Origin of the sequence: Mesorhizobium sp. (assembly GCF_004962245.1) — a bacterium.
In the GTDB taxonomy this organism is placed as follows: Bacteria; Pseudomonadota; Alphaproteobacteria; order Rhizobiales; family Rhizobiaceae; genus Mesorhizobium.
In genome coordinates this window covers 53,256-69,486 of record NZ_SUHQ01000004.1, presented here as the reverse complement: position 1 = coordinate 69,486, position 16,231 = coordinate 53,256, and the positions used below count along the sequence as shown (strand labels likewise).

At 63.7% G+C, this 16,231-nt stretch carries 12 protein-coding genes; 11 read left to right on the top strand and 1 reads right to left on the bottom strand.

Translation table 11 applies throughout. The annotated features are described in order from the left end of the window. The first annotated feature begins 366 nt into the window (after positions 1-366). The 4 genes from E5X88_RS05655 to E5X88_RS05640 all read left to right on the top strand — a co-directional run bounded on the left by E5X88_RS05655 (position 367) and on the right by E5X88_RS05640 (position 8,238). Positions 367-927 (top strand): response regulator transcription factor, encoded by a 561-nt coding sequence (locus E5X88_RS05655; protein WP_292159110.1) that lies wholly within the window; start codon positions 367-369, stop codon positions 925-927. 370 nt (positions 928-1,297) lie between these two features. After that, positions 1,298-4,903, top strand: a complete 3,606-nt coding sequence (locus E5X88_RS05650) for a DUF5801 repeats-in-toxin domain-containing protein (protein WP_292159108.1) — start codon at positions 1,298-1,300, stop codon at positions 4,901-4,903. A 104-nt stretch (positions 4,904-5,007) separates the two neighbouring features. Next, on the top strand, positions 5,008-6,720 hold the full coding sequence (locus E5X88_RS05645; RefSeq protein ID WP_292159106.1) for a type I secretion system permease/ATPase: 1,713 nt from the start codon (positions 5,008-5,010) through the stop codon (positions 6,718-6,720). 3 nt (positions 6,721-6,723) lie between these two features. Further along, positions 6,724-8,238, top strand: coding sequence for an HlyD family type I secretion periplasmic adaptor subunit (locus E5X88_RS05640; RefSeq protein WP_292159104.1), 1,515 nt, complete (start codon positions 6,724-6,726; stop codon positions 8,236-8,238). A 131-nt stretch (positions 8,239-8,369) separates the two neighbouring features. Here E5X88_RS05640 and E5X88_RS05635 read toward each other — a convergent pair whose 3' ends face one another. Next, entirely contained in the window at positions 8,370-9,467 is a 1,098-nt protein-coding gene (locus tag E5X88_RS05635; RefSeq protein WP_292159102.1) for a lactonase family protein, read from the bottom strand. 192 nt (positions 9,468-9,659) lie between these two features. On the opposite strand from E5X88_RS05635, the gene E5X88_RS05630 reads away from it, so the two are divergent. The 7 genes from E5X88_RS05630 to E5X88_RS05600 are packed head-to-tail and all read left to right on the top strand — an operon-like array spanning position 9,660 to position 16,228. Continuing rightward, on the top strand, positions 9,660-10,211 hold the full coding sequence (locus E5X88_RS05630; RefSeq protein WP_095484001.1) for a MaoC family dehydratase: 552 nt from the start codon (positions 9,660-9,662) through the stop codon (positions 10,209-10,211). A 3-nt stretch (positions 10,212-10,214) separates the two neighbouring features. After that, the gene (locus E5X88_RS05625; RefSeq protein WP_292159097.1) at positions 10,215-11,375 is read left to right on the top strand and encodes a CaiB/BaiF CoA-transferase family protein; all 1,161 of its coding nucleotides are present in this window, start codon (positions 10,215-10,217) and stop codon (positions 11,373-11,375) included. Between the two features lie 5 nt (positions 11,376-11,380). After that, positions 11,381-12,538: an extracellular solute-binding protein gene (locus E5X88_RS05620; RefSeq protein ID WP_292159471.1), complete on the top strand. Its 1,158-nt coding sequence runs from the start codon at positions 11,381-11,383 to the stop codon at positions 12,536-12,538. 24 nt (positions 12,539-12,562) lie between these two features. Then, positions 12,563-13,750, top strand: a complete 1,188-nt coding sequence (locus E5X88_RS05615; RefSeq protein WP_292159095.1) for an ABC transporter substrate-binding protein — start codon at positions 12,563-12,565, stop codon at positions 13,748-13,750. 57 nt (positions 13,751-13,807) lie between these two features. Beyond that, a complete protein-coding gene (locus E5X88_RS05610) occupies positions 13,808-14,545 on the top strand; it encodes an ATP-binding cassette domain-containing protein (protein ID WP_292159093.1) in 738 nt (245 codons plus the stop codon). Then, positions 14,538-15,281, top strand: a complete 744-nt coding sequence (locus E5X88_RS05605; protein ID WP_292159091.1) for an ATP-binding cassette domain-containing protein — start codon at positions 14,538-14,540, stop codon at positions 15,279-15,281. Before E5X88_RS05610 ends, E5X88_RS05605 begins: the two co-directional genes overlap by 8 nt. Next, positions 15,278-16,228 (top strand): ABC transporter permease, encoded by a 951-nt coding sequence (locus tag E5X88_RS05600; RefSeq protein ID WP_292159088.1) that lies wholly within the window; start codon positions 15,278-15,280, stop codon positions 16,226-16,228. Before E5X88_RS05605 ends, E5X88_RS05600 begins: the two co-directional genes overlap by 4 nt. The last annotated feature ends 3 nt before the right edge of the window (positions 16,229-16,231 follow it).

Genomic DNA, 16,231 nt, shown 5'->3' with positions numbered 1-16,231 from the left:
TCCGGAGCAGAACGACTGGAAGCTACCACGCTGATGGCTCAGCCGAAATCACAGCACCGTGCATGCCCTCGCTGGCCGCGGTCGGAACCGTAGAGCCCGGATGCAGCGCCACGTGGCACAGGCTCGATGATGCCCGCACCGCGTGTGCCCTAAGCGTTGGAGCCGTTTTCTCAGGCATTTGCTGTTATATTAGGCGTTACTTGACAAGCGCCTGAGGCTCTGGTTTCCTGACTTCCTGACATATTTAACAAAGTTCGTTGTGCGTTTACGGACGGTGTTCGCATGTCAACTTTGGTTGTTGCGGACTCGCGGGGGGTCTATCTCGCAGGTCTGGAGTGGGTTCTACGGAAGGCTGGACACACTGTTGTGGCAAACTGCCGCCGCACAGTTGACGTTGTCCCGCATGTGGAGCGCCATCGGCCTGATATTGTCATCGTAGGCTTGGACATTGCGGACTGGCAGACGGCCAGTCTGTCTTTCCGGCTGAGAGCCTGTAACAGCGCTCTGGGCATAATCTTCATCCTGCAACCAAAGAGCGGATTCGACGTCGAGGATATACGGGAACTCGACGCCGACGGCTTGCTGCTGGACGGCGTCAGCCACCGCTGCCTCGTCGAATGTGTGACTGCCGTGGCGGCCGGTCGAAAGTGGGTCGACCACAAGATCCTCCAGCACCTGTTGATGCCGAGCGCGCCGCATCACGCCGCGCGCACGCTTACAGGACGCGAGGCCGAAGTCGCCAGCCTCGTCGCGCGCGGGTTGCGCAACAAGAGCATTGCCACGCAGCTGCATGTATCCGAGGGCACGGTGAAAATGCACTTGCACCACGTCTACGAAAAGCTCCACCTCGGCAGCAGAGCTGAATTGGCCTGGACGCTTGGCGAAGCTGCCGACCATCTGGGGACAGGTCACAAGAGCGGCCTTTGACCATCACTTTCGGCCAGGCGTCAAAGCCGCTTGCGTCGGCATGATACCGGCAGCAGGCCGGAAACCCACAGCATGACAATCGACCCGTCATACCAACGCGGTTACCCGCAAGGGCCTGTCGCGGCTCGACCCTATCAAAGGATGTACATCGTTCGATCAGATAGGGGAATTCACCATAACACTATCGAACCGCGAATGGACGCGTCCTCTTTATCGGCGGCACAATGAGGTTGGAGGGCCGCAATTCAGCGCGCGATTTTCCTTTGAATGGGCCCCTGCAGGAAGCGATCTCTAGCGTGGGGGTGCACTTCGGCGGGGATATTTCAGTGGCCACTCATGCGATTTGCTCATGCGATTGGGGAGAACAGCAATGGCGATCACCTTTATTCTCAACGATGAGGCCGTCAACGACCAGACCACCGGGCTACAAACCGGCGACAACGTCGACGACGCCTTTACGGATACCGATGTTGCGTACTCCACTCTGCCGGCTTCGTTCCGGACTTATCTCGAGACGACTCTCGGGTTGAACTCCGCGTTCCCGACCAGCGTCGGCGTCGCGATCAAGACGAACTCGGTCACTGTCAACGCCACCGCCGGCTCCCAGCTCGTCGGCACTACGTTCACCGACGGCAGCGGCGGCACCCTCGACGGCGATGATAGCGGGCTCAACACCGTCGACGGCAAGGATATCCTGCTCTTCGCTGGTGCAAACGACACCGTGATCGGGAGATATGACAGCGATGGCAACGGCAGTGCCGACGCGATCGCCTTCGTCATCTTCAAGCAGGACGTGATCAACGTCGGCGCGACCAGCGACCAGGTAACCTTCACCATCGTCACCTACGTTCCGATCTACCATGGCGACAGCACCAACCCGGATGACGCGGTCGATCTCGGCAACACCCTCAAGCTCGCGGCGAGTGAGCAGCTCAACTTCGCCTTCGCCGGAGCGCCCTCCGGCAGCAACCTGTTCATGACCTTCGGCGATCCAAACTCCACCCAGATCGTGGTGATCGGGAAAGACCCATTGAATCAATCCGAGGGCGGAAACATCACGACCAAGGATGTGCTCAATATCAGCCAGGCGGGCAGCACCACCTCGTTCGGCGTCAACGGCAACCAGATCAACCCCACTGAGGGGGCGTACATCACCTACGTCTCGGGCACGAATACGAACTTCCTCGTGCCCAATCTGGATCAGAACGAGGCCGATATCGAAGCCAACATCGACTTCCAGAACGTCGTCAATGCGACGGGGGCGTCCTTCACCGTCAACCAGACCAATCCGGGCGTCGGACCCGTCACCGTCAAGATCTCGGCCTTCAGCACCGCCGCAGAACCGGGCACGGGTTTCGTCGACGGGCTCACCAACGACACGCACGTCGCCATCACGTCGTTCTCGATCACCGACTTCGTCGTCAAGACAGGCAATTCGCAATATACTCCGGCCGCCTCGATCGACGCCGACGGCAACTTGATAATCACCGGCCTGAGCACCGGCGACAAGGTGCAGTGGACGACGAGCGGAACCCATGACCGCGTGCTGATCGAAAACATCAGCAACACGGATGGCATTGCGGGCAACGACAACAACACCTTCGACATCGGCGGCTTCGGCATCGTGACATCCAGCGGCGCCTCGACGTTCGTCGGCCAGCAGATCGTCATCGAGGACGACGGACCGACGGCAGCGATCGTCCAAGGCGCTCCGACGGTGGCGCATGACGAGACCGCGGGCAACCAGGCCGATGCCGACGACACCACTGCCGCAGGAGTCATCGCCCTGTTCGCGGGCGTCAGCAATGTCAGCACCGATCTGAGCCCGACCGGGTATGCACAGGACGCGAGCCCGGTGGTGAGCTCAACCGGCAGTTCTACGGGTACAGACGGGGGCACGATTGCGTTCTCGCTGGATGTGTCCGCCGCAGGGGTGGATTCCGGCCTCGACACGACCAACGGCACAAGCATCTTCCTGTTCAAGGAAGGCGACCTGGTGGTCGGCCGCATAGGCTCAGCCGCGGGGGCGGCGGCGTTCGCCGTCGCGATCAACAGCACGAGCGGGGTCGTGAGCGTGGCGCAGTACGCCTCACTGAAGCATCCGGGCACCACCAATCCAGATGATTCGGTGTCGATCACCGACAGCGCGTTGCTGGCGAAGGTCACGGTCACCGACGGCGATGGCGACACAGCGACGGCCTCGACCGGTATCGGCGATGCCGTGCAGTTCCAGGACGACGGGCCGACGGCGGCGATCGTCCAGGGCGCTGCGACGGTGGCGCATGACGAGACCGCGGGCATCCAGGCCGATGCCGACGACACCACTGCCGCCGCGGTGGTGGCGCTGTTCGCGGGCGTCAGCAATGTCAGCACCGATCTGAACCCAACCGGGTACGCACAGGACGCGAGCCCGGTGGTGAGCTCGACCGGCAGCGCGTTCGGTGCGGACCAGGAGGGTGGGACGACGGCGTTCTCGCTGGCGGTTTCCGCCGCAGGGGTGGATTCCGGCCTCGACACGACCGGCGGCACCAGCATCTTCCTGTTCAAAGAAGGCAACCTGGTGGTCGGCCGCATCGGCTCAGCCGCGGGCGCGGCGGCGTTTGCCGTCGCGATCGACAGCACGAGCGGGGTCGTGAGCGTGGCACAATACGCCTCGCTGAAGCACCCGGACGCCACCAATCCCGATGATTCGGTGTCGATCACCGACAGCGCGTTGCAGGCGGTGGTCACGGTGACCGACGGCGACGGCGACACGGCGACGGCCTCGACCGGCATCGGCGACGCCATGCAGTTCCAGGACGACGGGCCGGCCATCGGCCCCGTCGCCGATGGGCTGGTGGACTTTGCTGCTGGCAGCACCGTGACCAAGACGCTCAGCGGGGTGGTCGGGGCGGATGACCCGGCGACCTATAGCATTACGAGTTCGCCGGCGACCCTGACGATATTGGACGGCACATCCTCGCAGGTGACGCTGCTCAGGGACCTTACGAACAGCAACACTGTCGCTACCTACTACAAGGATGTTGACGGCAGTGGCACACACACCGCCGGGGACATCGATTTCTTCAAGCTGACCCTGTCAGGCGGCAATTACACCTTCGATGTCCTCCAGAATCCTCCGCCCGCGGAGCTCAACTTCGCCTTCGCCGGAGCGCCCTCCGGCAGCAACCTGTTCATGACCTTCGGCGATCCAAACTCCACCCAGATCGTGGTGATCGGGGAAGACCCATTGAATCAATCCGAGGGCGGAAACATCACGACCAAGGATGTGCTCAATATCAGCCAGGCGGGCAGCACCACCTCGTTCGGCGTCAACGGCAACCAGATCAACCCCGATGAGGGCGCGTTCATCACCTATGTCACGGGCGCGAACCCGAACTTCCTGGTGCCAAATCTGGACCAGAACGAAGCCGACGTCGAAGCCAACATCGCCTTCACGGGCGTGTTCAATGCGACCGCGGCGTCCTTCACCGTCAACCAGACCAATCCGGGCGTCGGACCCGTCACCGTCAAGATCTCGGCCTTCAGCACCGCCGCAGAACCGGGCACGGGTTTCGTCGACGGGCTCACCAACGACACGCACGTCGCCATCACGTCGTTCTCGATCACCGACTTCGTCGTCAAGACGGGCAATTCGCAGTTTACTCCGGCCGCCTCGATCGACGCCGACGGCAACTTGATAATCACCGGCCTGAGCACCGGCGACAAGGTGCAGTGGACGACGAGCGGAACCCATGACCGCGTGCTGATCGAGAACATCAGCAACGCGGATGGCGTTTCCGGCAACGACAACAACACCTTCGATATCGGCGGGTTCAGCCTCGTCCAGACGCAGCCAGCGCCCGACGAGAAGCTCGACTTCACCGTGCAGATCGCCGACTTCGACGGCGACACGGCGAGCGACAGCTTCTCCATTGGCATCGACGGGACCGGCATCTTCGACGACAACCTCGTAGACGGCGTCGTCATAGCCTGACGCAATACCGGCCGGGCGCCAGCCTTGGCGCCCGGCCGGGCCAATTCAAAGCATCGCAACGGGGGCAATCCGTGACGCAGCCAAGACCGCAGTTTCAGGAGGTGATGCATCTGGCGCGGCGCCAGGCGCCCGCCCTGCTCATCTTCAGCCTGCTTGCCAACCTGCTGATGCTCGCCAGCGCAGTTTACATGCTGCAGATCTACGACAGGGTACTGTCGAGCGGGTCGATCGACACGCTGATGTGGCTCACCCTGGCGGTGATCGGCGCGATCGCCGTCTACGGCCTGCTGGAGCAAGCCCGCCGGATGATCCTCGGCCATATCAGCCAATGGCTCGACGACCAGCTGAGTGTCCCGGTGATCGAGCGAGCTATGGAGGCTCGCCTCGCGGGCAGCAGCAGCCTCGAGGCCGGCCTGAAGGATGTGGCGGACCTGCGCAGCTTCGTTGCCGGTGACGGTGTGCTGACCTTTCTCGATGCACCGTGGACGCCCGTCTTCCTGGCGTTCATATGGCTTCTGCACCCAGCATTGGGCCTGGTCGGAATTGTCGGAGCGATCGTTTTATTCTGCGGCGCGCTCGCCAATGATTTCCTCACCCGCCGCAAGAGCCAGGAGGCGGCGGCAGGGCTGCGCCGTAACCAGGTCGCGGCTGGCCAATACATCGATGGCGCCGAGACGCTGCGCTCGCTCGGCATGTCGGAGCCGGCGCTGCAGCGCTGGGAAGAAAAGCAGCTGTCGTTGATGACCATCCAGGCGCAGATTCTCGGCCGCACAACCATGATCGGCAACCTGTCGCGCTCGCTCCGCATGGCCCTGCAGGTAGCCGTGCTGGGGCTTGGCGCCTACTTTGTCCTGCGTGGCGAACTGACGGCTGGATCGATGATCGCGGCATCGATCCTGCTGAGCCGCGCGCTGGCGCCGATAGAACGCTCGATCGGAGCCTGGCGCAGCCTGGTTGCCGCTCGCACTGCGCGTCGCAACCTCTTGCGCCTTTTCGCCGATACCGGACCCGGGCAAAGCGGTGGCGTAACCTTGCCGCGCCCGCAAGGGCGGCTGAAGTTCGAGGACGTGTACTATTATGCGCCGGGTACACAGCAGGCCCTGATGAACAAAGTATCCTTCAGAGTCGAGGCCGGCCAGACCTGTGGCGTGATCGGTCCGTCAGGCTCCGGCAAAACCACGCTCTGCCGCCTCATGGTGGGAACGCTGCGGCCGTCGCTTGGCCATGTGAGGCTGGATGAGGCGGAGGTCGCGAATTGGCCTTGTGACCAGTTGGGATTGCACATCGGCTATTTGCCGCAGCAGGTCGAGCTGTTTCCCGGGACGATCGCCGAGAACATTGCACGCCTGCGCGATGTCGACAGTGCCGCCGTCATCGCCGCGGCGCAGGCTGCGGGTATCCACGAGATGATGTTGCGGATGCCGAACGGTTATCAAACCGAGGTGGGACCGCACGGGGCACGAATCTCGCGTGGCCAACGTCAGCGCATCGCTCTCGCCCGGGCCCTGTTCGGCGATCCCTCGTTCATCGTGCTCGACGAGCCGAACACCGGCCTCGACGGTGACGGTGAAATGGCACTGTTCAATGTGCTTCGGCATTTGAAGGAACGAGGCTGCACCGTCATTCTCGTCAGCCACCAGACGAACTTTTTGCGCACGGCGGACCATGTTGTTCTCATACACGATGGCGCCATCAAGATGTTCGGCACGCGCGCCGAGGTGCTGGGCGCGCTGGCCGGTCAACGCATCGCGATGCAGGCACAGCGCCCGGACAAGATTGCAGCCAATACGCCGGCAACGCAGAAGGCGGCGGAGTGAGCCATGAGCGGTCAATTTGGCGACCTGTCGAAGACGCTGGACATGCTGATGGCCAGCCTGCGCGACGTCATGGATATGCTGGTCGTCGCTGCCGGAAATCTGGTTGCCGCGGTGCCGGTACGCGTAGCACTTGCGGCAGCCGCCACGGCGCTGTTCCTGCTTATCCTTGTCGGGCTTATCCTTGTCGGGCTTGTCCGGCGGCGGTCGCGCGCGTCTCGCGCGAGCAGCCGCGACCTGAAACGCCGGACGCGGCCAGCGCGTATGCTCGGCTATTTTTCCGCCATGTTCTTTGTCGGCGGTACCGTGGCCTGGGCAAATATGGCCCTCCTGGCAAGCGCTGTCGTGGCCCCCGGCATTGTCAGTCCCGAAAGTTACCGGAAAACCGTTCAGCATCTGGAAGGCGGTATCATCAGGACAATCCACGTCCGGGAAGGCCACAAGGTCACCGCCGGCCAGGTTCTGATAAGCATGAAGACGACCGATGCACAGGGCCGCTACGACGAGCTGCATGAGCGCTACATTCGCTTGCTGGCGATCGAAGCACGCCTGGCTGCGGAGCTTGCCGGAAAAGATCAGATCATTTTTCCCGGAGAACTGGCATCGGCTGACAACGAGGCCGCGCAGAAAGTGGCTGCCGAAGAGCAGGGACTGCTGCGCAGCCGCCTTGCAACCCGCGAGGGTCGCGAGCAGATCCTCCAAAAGCGCATCCGGCAGATAGAGGAGCAAATCCAAGGGTCCAGGGAAGTGATCGCAGCCCAAGGCGAGCAACTGAGGCTGATCGACCGCGAGATCGCTTCGGCGCAGGAGATGTACAAACAGGGCCTGGAGCGCCTGCCGCGGATCCTGGCGCTGCAGCGCGCGCAGGCCGACATCCGGGCAAACCAGGCATCGAACCGGTCGCAGGTTGCGCGCAACGAACAGCAGATTGGCGAGACCGAACTGCAGCTTCTCAATCTGCGACAGCAGGATGGTGAGACGGCAAACGAGGATCTTGGCAAGGTGCGCGGCGAGCTGGCCGAACTGCGCAGCCAGCTGCCCTCGCGTCAGGATGTGCTGGCCAGGACCGCCATCCTCGCGCCGATTGCAGGAACGGTGATGAACGTGCGTGTCACCACCGAATCCGGTGTGATTTCCAGCGGCCAGCCCCTTCTCGATATCGTTCCGGACGAGCCTAACCTGGTCATCGATTCGCGGATCAAGCCGACCGACATCGACATGGTACACCCTGATATGCCGGCACGCGTGGTGCTATCCGCCTACCCCAGCCGACATCTTCCGCAAATCCATGGCTTGCTCACATCCGTATCGGCCGACCGGCTCACCGACGAGAGGACCGGAGAACCCTATTTCCTCGCCAAGGTGAAAGTCGATGCCGCCGAGCTAGGAAAACTCCATGAGGTTCGACTGTCGCCGGGCATGCCCGCGGAAGTCATGATACTGACCGGCGAGCATACGCTGTTCGACTATGTGCTCGCGCCGGTTCGCGATTCGCTCAATCGCGGATTCAGGGAGAATTAGGCCCGCGCAGATCAGCGACCTGTCGCGGCGACAGCTGAACAGCGCGACACCAGAAACAAACCTCTGGCTTATCCTGCTGTCGCCGGCATGCTCCTAAGCAAGTGGTCAAGGCACGATCTTCAAGCACCCGGTCAACGCACGATCTTGACGCACATCGGCGTGCCGACGTCGATGGACCGTCCGGTGTCGGTCAGCCGGCCCGTGGCGGCGTCCCGTGCGAAAATCGAGATGCGGTCGGCATTCTGGTTGGCCGAGAAGAGGTGGCCGCCGGAGGGCGTCAGTGCCAGGTTGCGCGGCGTGGCGCCGCCGCAAGGCGTGTAGTCGACGAGCGCGAGCATGCCTGTCTGCTGGTCGATTGAAAACACCGCGATACTGTCATGGCCGCGGTTGGAGCCGTAGAGGAAGCGTCCGTCGGGCGAGATCTGGATGTCGGCGCAGTGATTGCCGTCGCGCGCCTCCGTCGGCACGGCCGGCTTCGTATCGATGACGGTGAGCCTGGCCGACGCATCGTCGAGCGCAAGCGAGACGACCGTCGAATCCAGCTCGTTCATGACGAACACGAAACGGCCGCCCGGATGCAGCGCCACATGACGTGGGCCGGCACCCGGCGCAAGCATCGACTCGGCCAGTCTGGTCAAGCTGCCGTCAGGCCCGATCCGGTACGAGACAAGCTGGTCGATGCCGAGATCGGCGACAACCGCCACGCCGCCGGAAATCGTCTCGGTGACACTGTGGGCATGGGGGCGTTCCTGACGAGCTGCGTCGGGACCCGTTCCGGCATGGGCGACGCTCGACAGCGGTGCGGTCAGGCCGCCATCTTCGCGCAGCCCATAGACGACGACCGAGCGATCGGGACCGCCTTCGCCCATGCCGTAATTGGCCACCAGCAGCTTCGTTCCGTCGCGCGTGATCGTATTGTGCGCCGTGATGCTGCCGAGGCTCGGCTGCTTGTTGATGTAGGAAAGCGCGGCGGTTTGCCTGTCGAAACGATAGGCCGAGACCACGCCCTCGCGCCAGGCGAACACTTCGGAGTTGGCATAGATGTGGGAGCCGTCCGGCGTCACCGACAGGAAGGTTGGATTGTCGACGTCACCCGTCTCAGTCAGTTTCCTCGTCTCCAGTGTCTCTTCGTCGAAACTGTAGACACCCAGCCCGACGCCGCGCGCGCCCTGAAAATAAGGCGCCTCGCGGTTGAGGCTGCCGACGAAGACCAGACAGGCGTTCTGCATCAAATCCTCCCCTTGTTCCGCCGGCGCAGTCCGCCGCGGATCGGAGCAAAATTTCGCCTGTTCACGCTTGCAACACAACCCCATATGTGAAAATAGTATTCACAAAAGAAGATTGACGGGAGGATCGATCATGCAGTTCGCTGGTCCGCGGCGCGCCCGGACGGATGATCCGTGCTTCCAATGGATGTTGCCATGACAGGTTTCGCGCCGACCGTGGGCGTGGCGTCGACGCACCCAGCCAACATGCCGAAGGATCACGCCGATCTTCCCGTCTGGAACGCGGAGAACTGGTTCTACGAGGACTGGCCGGTCGGCCAGAAAATCCGCTCGCTGCGCAGGACCATGGCCGAGGGCGACAGCCACCTTTTCAACGCGCTGGTGCTCGATATCCATCCTTACGTGCAGGACCAGATGTTCGCCGAAACGGAAGGCATCTTCGGCAAGCGGCTGGTCGCCGGCGCCTTCGTGTTCTCGGCCGGGCTCGGCCTCGTCGCCACCAATTGCGTCAACGCCTTTTCCTATGGCTACGACAAATTGCGTTTCATCAAGCCGGTGTTCATCGGCGACACGATCTATTCGATCCGCTCCAACCTCGACAAGAAGCCCAAATACAAGGAGATGGGGCTGATCCGCGCCAGCTATGAAGTCTTCAAGGGTGAAGGAGAGCTTGTGCTTTATTGCGAGCACCTGCAGACGGTGAAATATCGCAATCCGGCCGATTTCGCCGGCAAGACGGAGAAATAGGCGATGGCCGCCATTGCCGAACTGCCGCTGACTGGGCTCGTCGTCGTCGACATGAGCCAGTTCCTGTCCGGGCCCTACTGCTCACTGCGGCTGCTCGACCTCGGTGCCCGCGTCATCAAGATCGAGCGGCCGGATGGCGGCGACCTGTCGCGCCGGCTCTATCTCAGCGACACCGAGATCGGCGGCGATTCCACCATCTTCCATGCCATCAACCGCGCCAAGGAAAGTCTTGCGATCGACCTCAAGGACGAGGCCGACCTTGCGGCGCTACGCGGCCTGCTGGCCAAGGCCGACGTGCTGATCCAGAACTTCCGGCCCGGCGTCATCGAGCGCCTGGGCCTCGACTACGAGGCGGTGCGCAAGATCAATCCGCGTCTGGTCTATGCCTCGATCAGCGGCTATGGCGAAGAAGGTCCCTGGGTCAAGCGGCCCGGGCAGGATCTGCTGGCGCAAGCCCGTTCTGGCGTCATGTGGCTGAACGGCGACGAGGACCAGGGACCGGTGCCCTTCGGGCTGGCGATCGCCGACATGTTGGCGGGCTCCGCCGCCGCGCAAGGCATCCTTGCCGCGCTGGTGCGGCGCGGCGTGACCGGCAAGGGCAGCCATGTCGAAACCAGCCTGCTCGAAGCGCTTGTCGACTTCCAGTTCGAGGTGCTGACCACGCATCTCAATGACGGACGCCGCCTGCCGCGGCGATCAAGCTTTCGCAGCGCCCATGCTTACCTGTCGGCGCCTTACGGCGTCTATCCGGCCAAGGACGGATATCTGGCGATCGCCATGACGCCGATCCCGAAGCTGGCCGACCTCCTGGGGCTCGAACAGCTTGCGCTTTATCGCGACCAGCCGTCGACATGGTTCAGCGCCCGCGACGAGATCAAGGCGATCATCGCCCAGCGCATCGCGACGAAGACGGTCGACGAATGGCTTGCCATCCTCGAGCCTGCCGACATCTGGTGCGCCAAGGTGCTGACCTGGCCGGAAATGATGGCCAGCGAGGGCTTCCAGGTTCTCGATATGCTACAGACGGTGACGCGCGAGGATGACGTCTCGATCCTCACCACGCGTTCGCCGCTCCGGGTCGATGGCGTCCGCGCCAAGGTCGAGCGCGCCGCGCCACGCATCGGCGAGCACAGCGCAAAGATCCGCAAGGAATTCGGGCTGTGAGCGACATGATGCTTAAAGGCATGACCTGGAGCCATCCGCGCGGCTACGACCCGATGGTCGCCTGTTCGGCGCTGTGGAAGCAGCGGACCGGCGTCACCGTCGAATGGGACAAGCGCTCGCTGCAGGATTTCGAATCCTTCCCGGTCGAGGAGCTGGCCCGTGCCTATGATTTGATCGTCATCGATCATCCGCATGTCGGCCAGATCACCGCCGAGAACTGCCTGACACCGCTCGATGTCACTGGGCGGGAAGCGGAGCGTGCGGCGCTGGCGGCGGGCAGCGTCGGCCGGTCCTATCCGAGCTACACATGGCAAGGGCGGCAGTGGGCGTTTCCGATCGACACGGCGAGCCAAGTGCAAGGGTGGCGCCCGGACATGCTTTCCGCCGCGCCGGCGAACTGGTCCGACGTGCTCGATCTGGCGCGGCAAGGCCGCGTGCTGCTGCCGCTCAGGCCGCCGCATTCGCTGATGGTGTTCTACACGCTTGCCGGCAATCTCGGCCGGCCCGCCGTCGAAGAGCCTGGCAGCCACGTAGACCCTGACATGGGCAGACGCGTTTTCGAGATGATGCGCGAGATCGCGGCTCTCGTCGATCCGGCCTGCCTTGGGATGGACCCGATCGACGTGCTGGAGGAAATGGCCAGGTCCGGCTCGCGGATCGCCTGCGCGCCGCTGATCTATGGCTACGTCTCCTATGCCATTGCCGGATTCCGGACCAGCCGCCTTGCCTTCGCGGACATTCCGGTAGCCGGCAAGGCCGGCCCAGTCGGCTCGGCGCTCGGCGGAACCGGCATTGCCGTTTCGACCTTTTCGAAGGCCAGGCAGGCGGCCATCGACTTTGCCTACTGGGTCGCCAGCGGCGAGGTGCAGCGCGGCCCCTATGCTTCGGCCGGCGGCCAACCTGGCCACGCCGCAGCCTGGGGCGATGCCGCAGTCAACGCAGCTGCCGGCAATTTCTACAAGGACACGCGCGCCACGCTCGAAGGCGCCTGGGTCAGGCCACGGCACAATGGCTACATGGCCTTCCAGCAGGCTGCGTCCGATCGCATCAATCTCGGCCTGGCCGAAAAGCATGATGCCGGTCGCGTCGTTGCCGATTTCAATCGCCTGTTTCTGGAGAGTCTCCCGACGCGGGTGTCCGGCGCTGCCGGCGGAGGAGCCTGAAAAACAACTCAAATGGAGGAGAAAATGAACAGCCTGATCCGCGGACTTATGGCCGCGATCGCCCTTGCATCGATCACGACAATTGCCTGCGCCCAAGATCCCTCGGGCGTGATCGCCGGACTGCCGACCGAACTGAAGGCGCAATATGACGGCGCGCCGCAGAAAATCCTGCCATCGGCCTGGGACAATTTCACGCCGCCGGCGAAGCCGTGGAAATGGTGCCACTCGGAATCCTACCAGGGCAATCCGTGGCGCGTCACCGTCACCAAGGAGCTGAAGCGGCTGGTCGACGGGCTGATCGCCGACGGCACGGTGGCGAGCTTCGAAGTGTCGGACTCCAACAACGATGCGAGCCAGCAGATCAATCAGATCCGTGCCTTCATCGACAAGAAGTGCTCGATCATCACCTCGATCCCTGGCTCGGCAACGGCGCTGGACGACGCCATCGATGCCGCCGCCAAGGCTGGCATCCCCTTCATCACCGCCGCCGGCTCCGTGACCAGCCCGAATGCCATCAACGTCGATTCCAACTATGCCCGCTGGGGCTACGACATGATGACGGCGATCAGCAAGGCGATGCCGGACGGCGGCAGCGTGCTTCTGGTCGAAGGCATCGCCGGTCACCCGATCGTCGTGCAGGAGCGCGAGGGCGCCGACAAGGCGCTGGCCGAGAACCCGAAGCTGACGGTCTCGCGCGGCGTCAACGGCAACTGGACGGCGAACGTCACCAAGACGGCGGTGCTGCAGGCGATCGCCACCAATCCGGCGCCGATCGATGCGGTGTGGACGACGGGCAGCGAAAGCCGCGTCGTCGCCGAGGCCTTTGCCGAGGCCGGGCGCCCTGCCCCGCTGATCACCGGCTCGATCACCGGCGACGCGCTCGGCTACTGGAAGGCCAATCCGGACAAATATCGTTTCGAAGGCCATGCGGTGCTGCCGCACTGGACGGCCGAGACGCTGTTTCGCGTCGGCGCGCGCATGCTCGATGGGCAGAAGCCGAGGCTCAACACGCTACTGATCCCGATTCCGCCGGTCCACAACGCCGACCTTGGCGCATGGTACAAGGACTGCATGACGCCAGACGCCGTCTCGATCTTCCCGGTTCCGCCGCAGGATCCGATGCCGGAAGAATGGCTCGACGCCTATTTCGCCAATCCGGCGTCGACCAAGGGCTGGGATTATTCGAAGGTGCCGGACGCCTGCGCCAAGTAAGTTCGTAGAAGCCGGCGCCGCGCGGGCGGTGCCGGCTTTCCCTATCAGGAATCTCTCATGCTGGACGTCCAGGGTGTCTCGAAACGCTACGGCGAAACGGTTGCGCTGGCGAATGCCTCCATCGCGTTCCGCGCCGGCACGATCCACACCATCCTGGGCGAGAACGGTTCGGGCAAGAGTACCCTGGTCAAGTTGCTGTCCGGCATTGTGCAGCCGGATAGCGGCACGATCCTGCTCAATGGGTCGCCCTTTGCCGGCTTCGGTCCGGCGGCGTTCCAGGCCGCCGGTTTCGCCACCGTGTTTCAGGAGGTGCTGATCGCGCCTGACCGCTCGGTGACGGACAACATCCTGCTCGGCCTCGACGGCTTGCTGACGCGCACCATACCGCGCACCGAGCGGCGGCAGCGTGCGCAGGCGGTGCTGAAACGGTTCGCGGTGACCGAGATCCCGCTCGACCAGCCGGCCGGGCAATTGCCGCTGGCCGTTCAGCAGCTGGTCGTGCTCGCCCGCGCCGTTATCCGCGATCCGCGCATTCTCATTCTCGACGAGGTGACGGCAGCGCTCGACTTCGCCGACAGGGAGGCGGTTTTCGCGATGATGCGCAAGCTTGCTTCGGAAGGCTGCCTGATCCTGTTCATCACCCATCGCATGGACGAGGTGATGGCGCTTTCAGACCGAATTTCCGTCCTGCGCGGCGGCAGCGTGGTGACGACCGGGGAACGCGGCACCTCTACCGCATCCGAACTTCTCAAGGCGATGGCGCCACGCACGGCGGCGGAGCTGGCGCATGGCTGATCGTGCCACCCTTTCGGTGCGCGGCCTGATGGTCGCACCGGGCGCAAGCCCCGTGACACAGACGATTGCGCCGGGCGAGATCGTCGGCCTTGCCGGTCTCGACGGCCACGGACAGGAGCGGTTCCTGAAAGTGCTGGCCGGGCTGGAACAGCCGGCCGGCGGTGGCGTGACCATCGACGCGCCAACCGGAGCGCGCGCGGTCACCAGCTTCCGCAAGGCGGTCGCCAGCGGCATCGCCTATTTGCCGCGTGACCGGCGCGCCACCGGCATCTTTCCGACCCAATCGGTGCTCGACAATTTTGCCGTATCAACACTGTCGCGCGACAGGCGTTTCGGCCTGCTCAGCTTCGCCGCGCGGCGCCGGCGCTATAAGGCTTACCGTGAAAAACTCTCCATCGTCGCACCACGGCCGGATGCCTCGATCACCACGCTGTCCGGCGGCAACCAGCAGAAGGTGCTGCTGGCCAGGGCCCTGGCGCTGGAGCCGGCGGTCCTGCTGCTCAACGACCCGACGCGCGGTGTCGACGTGGCAACGCGCCATGTTCTCTACGACGTGTTCCGGGAGCTGGCGGCGGACGGTATGGCCCTGGTCATCCTGTCGAGCGAGATCGAGGAGATCCTCCTGCTTTGCCACCGCGTGCTGGTGTTTCGCGAACAGCAGGTGGCGGCTGAAATCACGGGCGAAGACATGAAAAGCGATACGGTGATCGCCGCCATGTTCGGACGCGCGGCATGAGCGGGTTCCGGCGCATGGCGCAGCGATGGCGCGGCGCGGGTTTTGCGACCGTGCTGCTGGTCATCCTGATCGCGGTCAATCTGCTGCTCAATCCGACACGCTTCCATCCGTCCGCCTGGGGCGCGCTGATCGGGCTCGCCGCACCACTGATCGGCGCAGCGCTCGCCTCGGCCCCAGTCATCCTCGCCGGGCGCGGCGGCATCGACATTTCCGTCGGGCCGCTGATGGGCTTCGTCAATGCGATCGTGATCCAGCTGCTGTTTCTCAAGCTCGGCATGTCTTCGCCGCTGGTCATCGTGCCGGCAGCACTTTTGATCGGCGCGATCGTCGGCGCCGCCAACGGCTTTCTGGCGACCATCGTTCGCATCCAGCCGATCGTCGCGACACTCGGCACCTATCTGATCCTGACCGGCATGACGCTGACCATCCTGCCGGCGCCGATCGGTCCGGCGCCGGGCTGGCTGAAAGCGATGGCCGGACCCTGGTCGGCGGTGCCGCTGGCGCTGATCTTCCTGTTCTGGTGGCTGGTGCGGCAGACGCCTTACTACGACCAGCTGATGGCGGTGGGCAGCGACGACCGCGCCGCTTACACGGCCGGCGTTCCGGTGACGAAAGTCCGTTTCATCGCCTATGTCATGACCGGCATACTCGCCGCCTGCGCGGGCCTGATGCTGACCGCGCTGATCGGTTCGGCCGATCCCAACATCGGACCGACCTACACGCTGATCGCCATCGCCGCGGTTGCGCTCGGTGGCGTCAGCCTTGCCGGCGGACGCGGCGGGCTCGCCGGGGCCGCGATCGGCGCCATCGACATCTTCCTGCTGCAGAGCGTGCTGACCGCCTTCAACGTCTCCACCTATGTGCTGCAGATCGCGTATGGCGTCATTCTGGTTGTCGCCGTCATCATGACGGCACTGCAGGAACGGCTCTCGGGACGGAAAGGCTGAGAA

Coding starts and splice junctions, on each gene's coding strand:
- E5X88_RS05635 (WP_292159102.1), bottom strand. CDS start 9,467: ATGCAGAACGCCTGTCTGGTCTTCGTCGGCAGCCTCAACCGCGAGGCG.
- E5X88_RS05600 (WP_292159088.1), top strand. CDS start 15,278: ATGAGCGGGTTCCGGCGCATGGCGCAGCGATGGCGCGGCGCGGGTTTT.
- E5X88_RS05620 (WP_292159471.1), top strand. CDS start 11,381: ATGATGCTTAAAGGCATGACCTGGAGCCATCCGCGCGGCTACGACCCG.
- E5X88_RS05650 (WP_292159108.1), top strand. CDS start 1,298: ATGGCGATCACCTTTATTCTCAACGATGAGGCCGTCAACGACCAGACC.
- E5X88_RS05645 (WP_292159106.1), top strand. CDS start 5,008: ATGCATCTGGCGCGGCGCCAGGCGCCCGCCCTGCTCATCTTCAGCCTG.
- E5X88_RS05625 (WP_292159097.1), top strand. CDS start 10,215: ATGGCCGCCATTGCCGAACTGCCGCTGACTGGGCTCGTCGTCGTCGAC.
- E5X88_RS05615 (WP_292159095.1), top strand. CDS start 12,563: ATGAACAGCCTGATCCGCGGACTTATGGCCGCGATCGCCCTTGCATCG.
- E5X88_RS05605 (WP_292159091.1), top strand. CDS start 14,538: ATGGCTGATCGTGCCACCCTTTCGGTGCGCGGCCTGATGGTCGCACCG.
- E5X88_RS05630 (WP_095484001.1), top strand. CDS start 9,660: ATGACAGGTTTCGCGCCGACCGTGGGCGTGGCGTCGACGCACCCAGCC.
- E5X88_RS05610 (WP_292159093.1), top strand. CDS start 13,808: ATGCTGGACGTCCAGGGTGTCTCGAAACGCTACGGCGAAACGGTTGCG.
- E5X88_RS05640 (WP_292159104.1), top strand. CDS start 6,724: ATGAGCGGTCAATTTGGCGACCTGTCGAAGACGCTGGACATGCTGATG.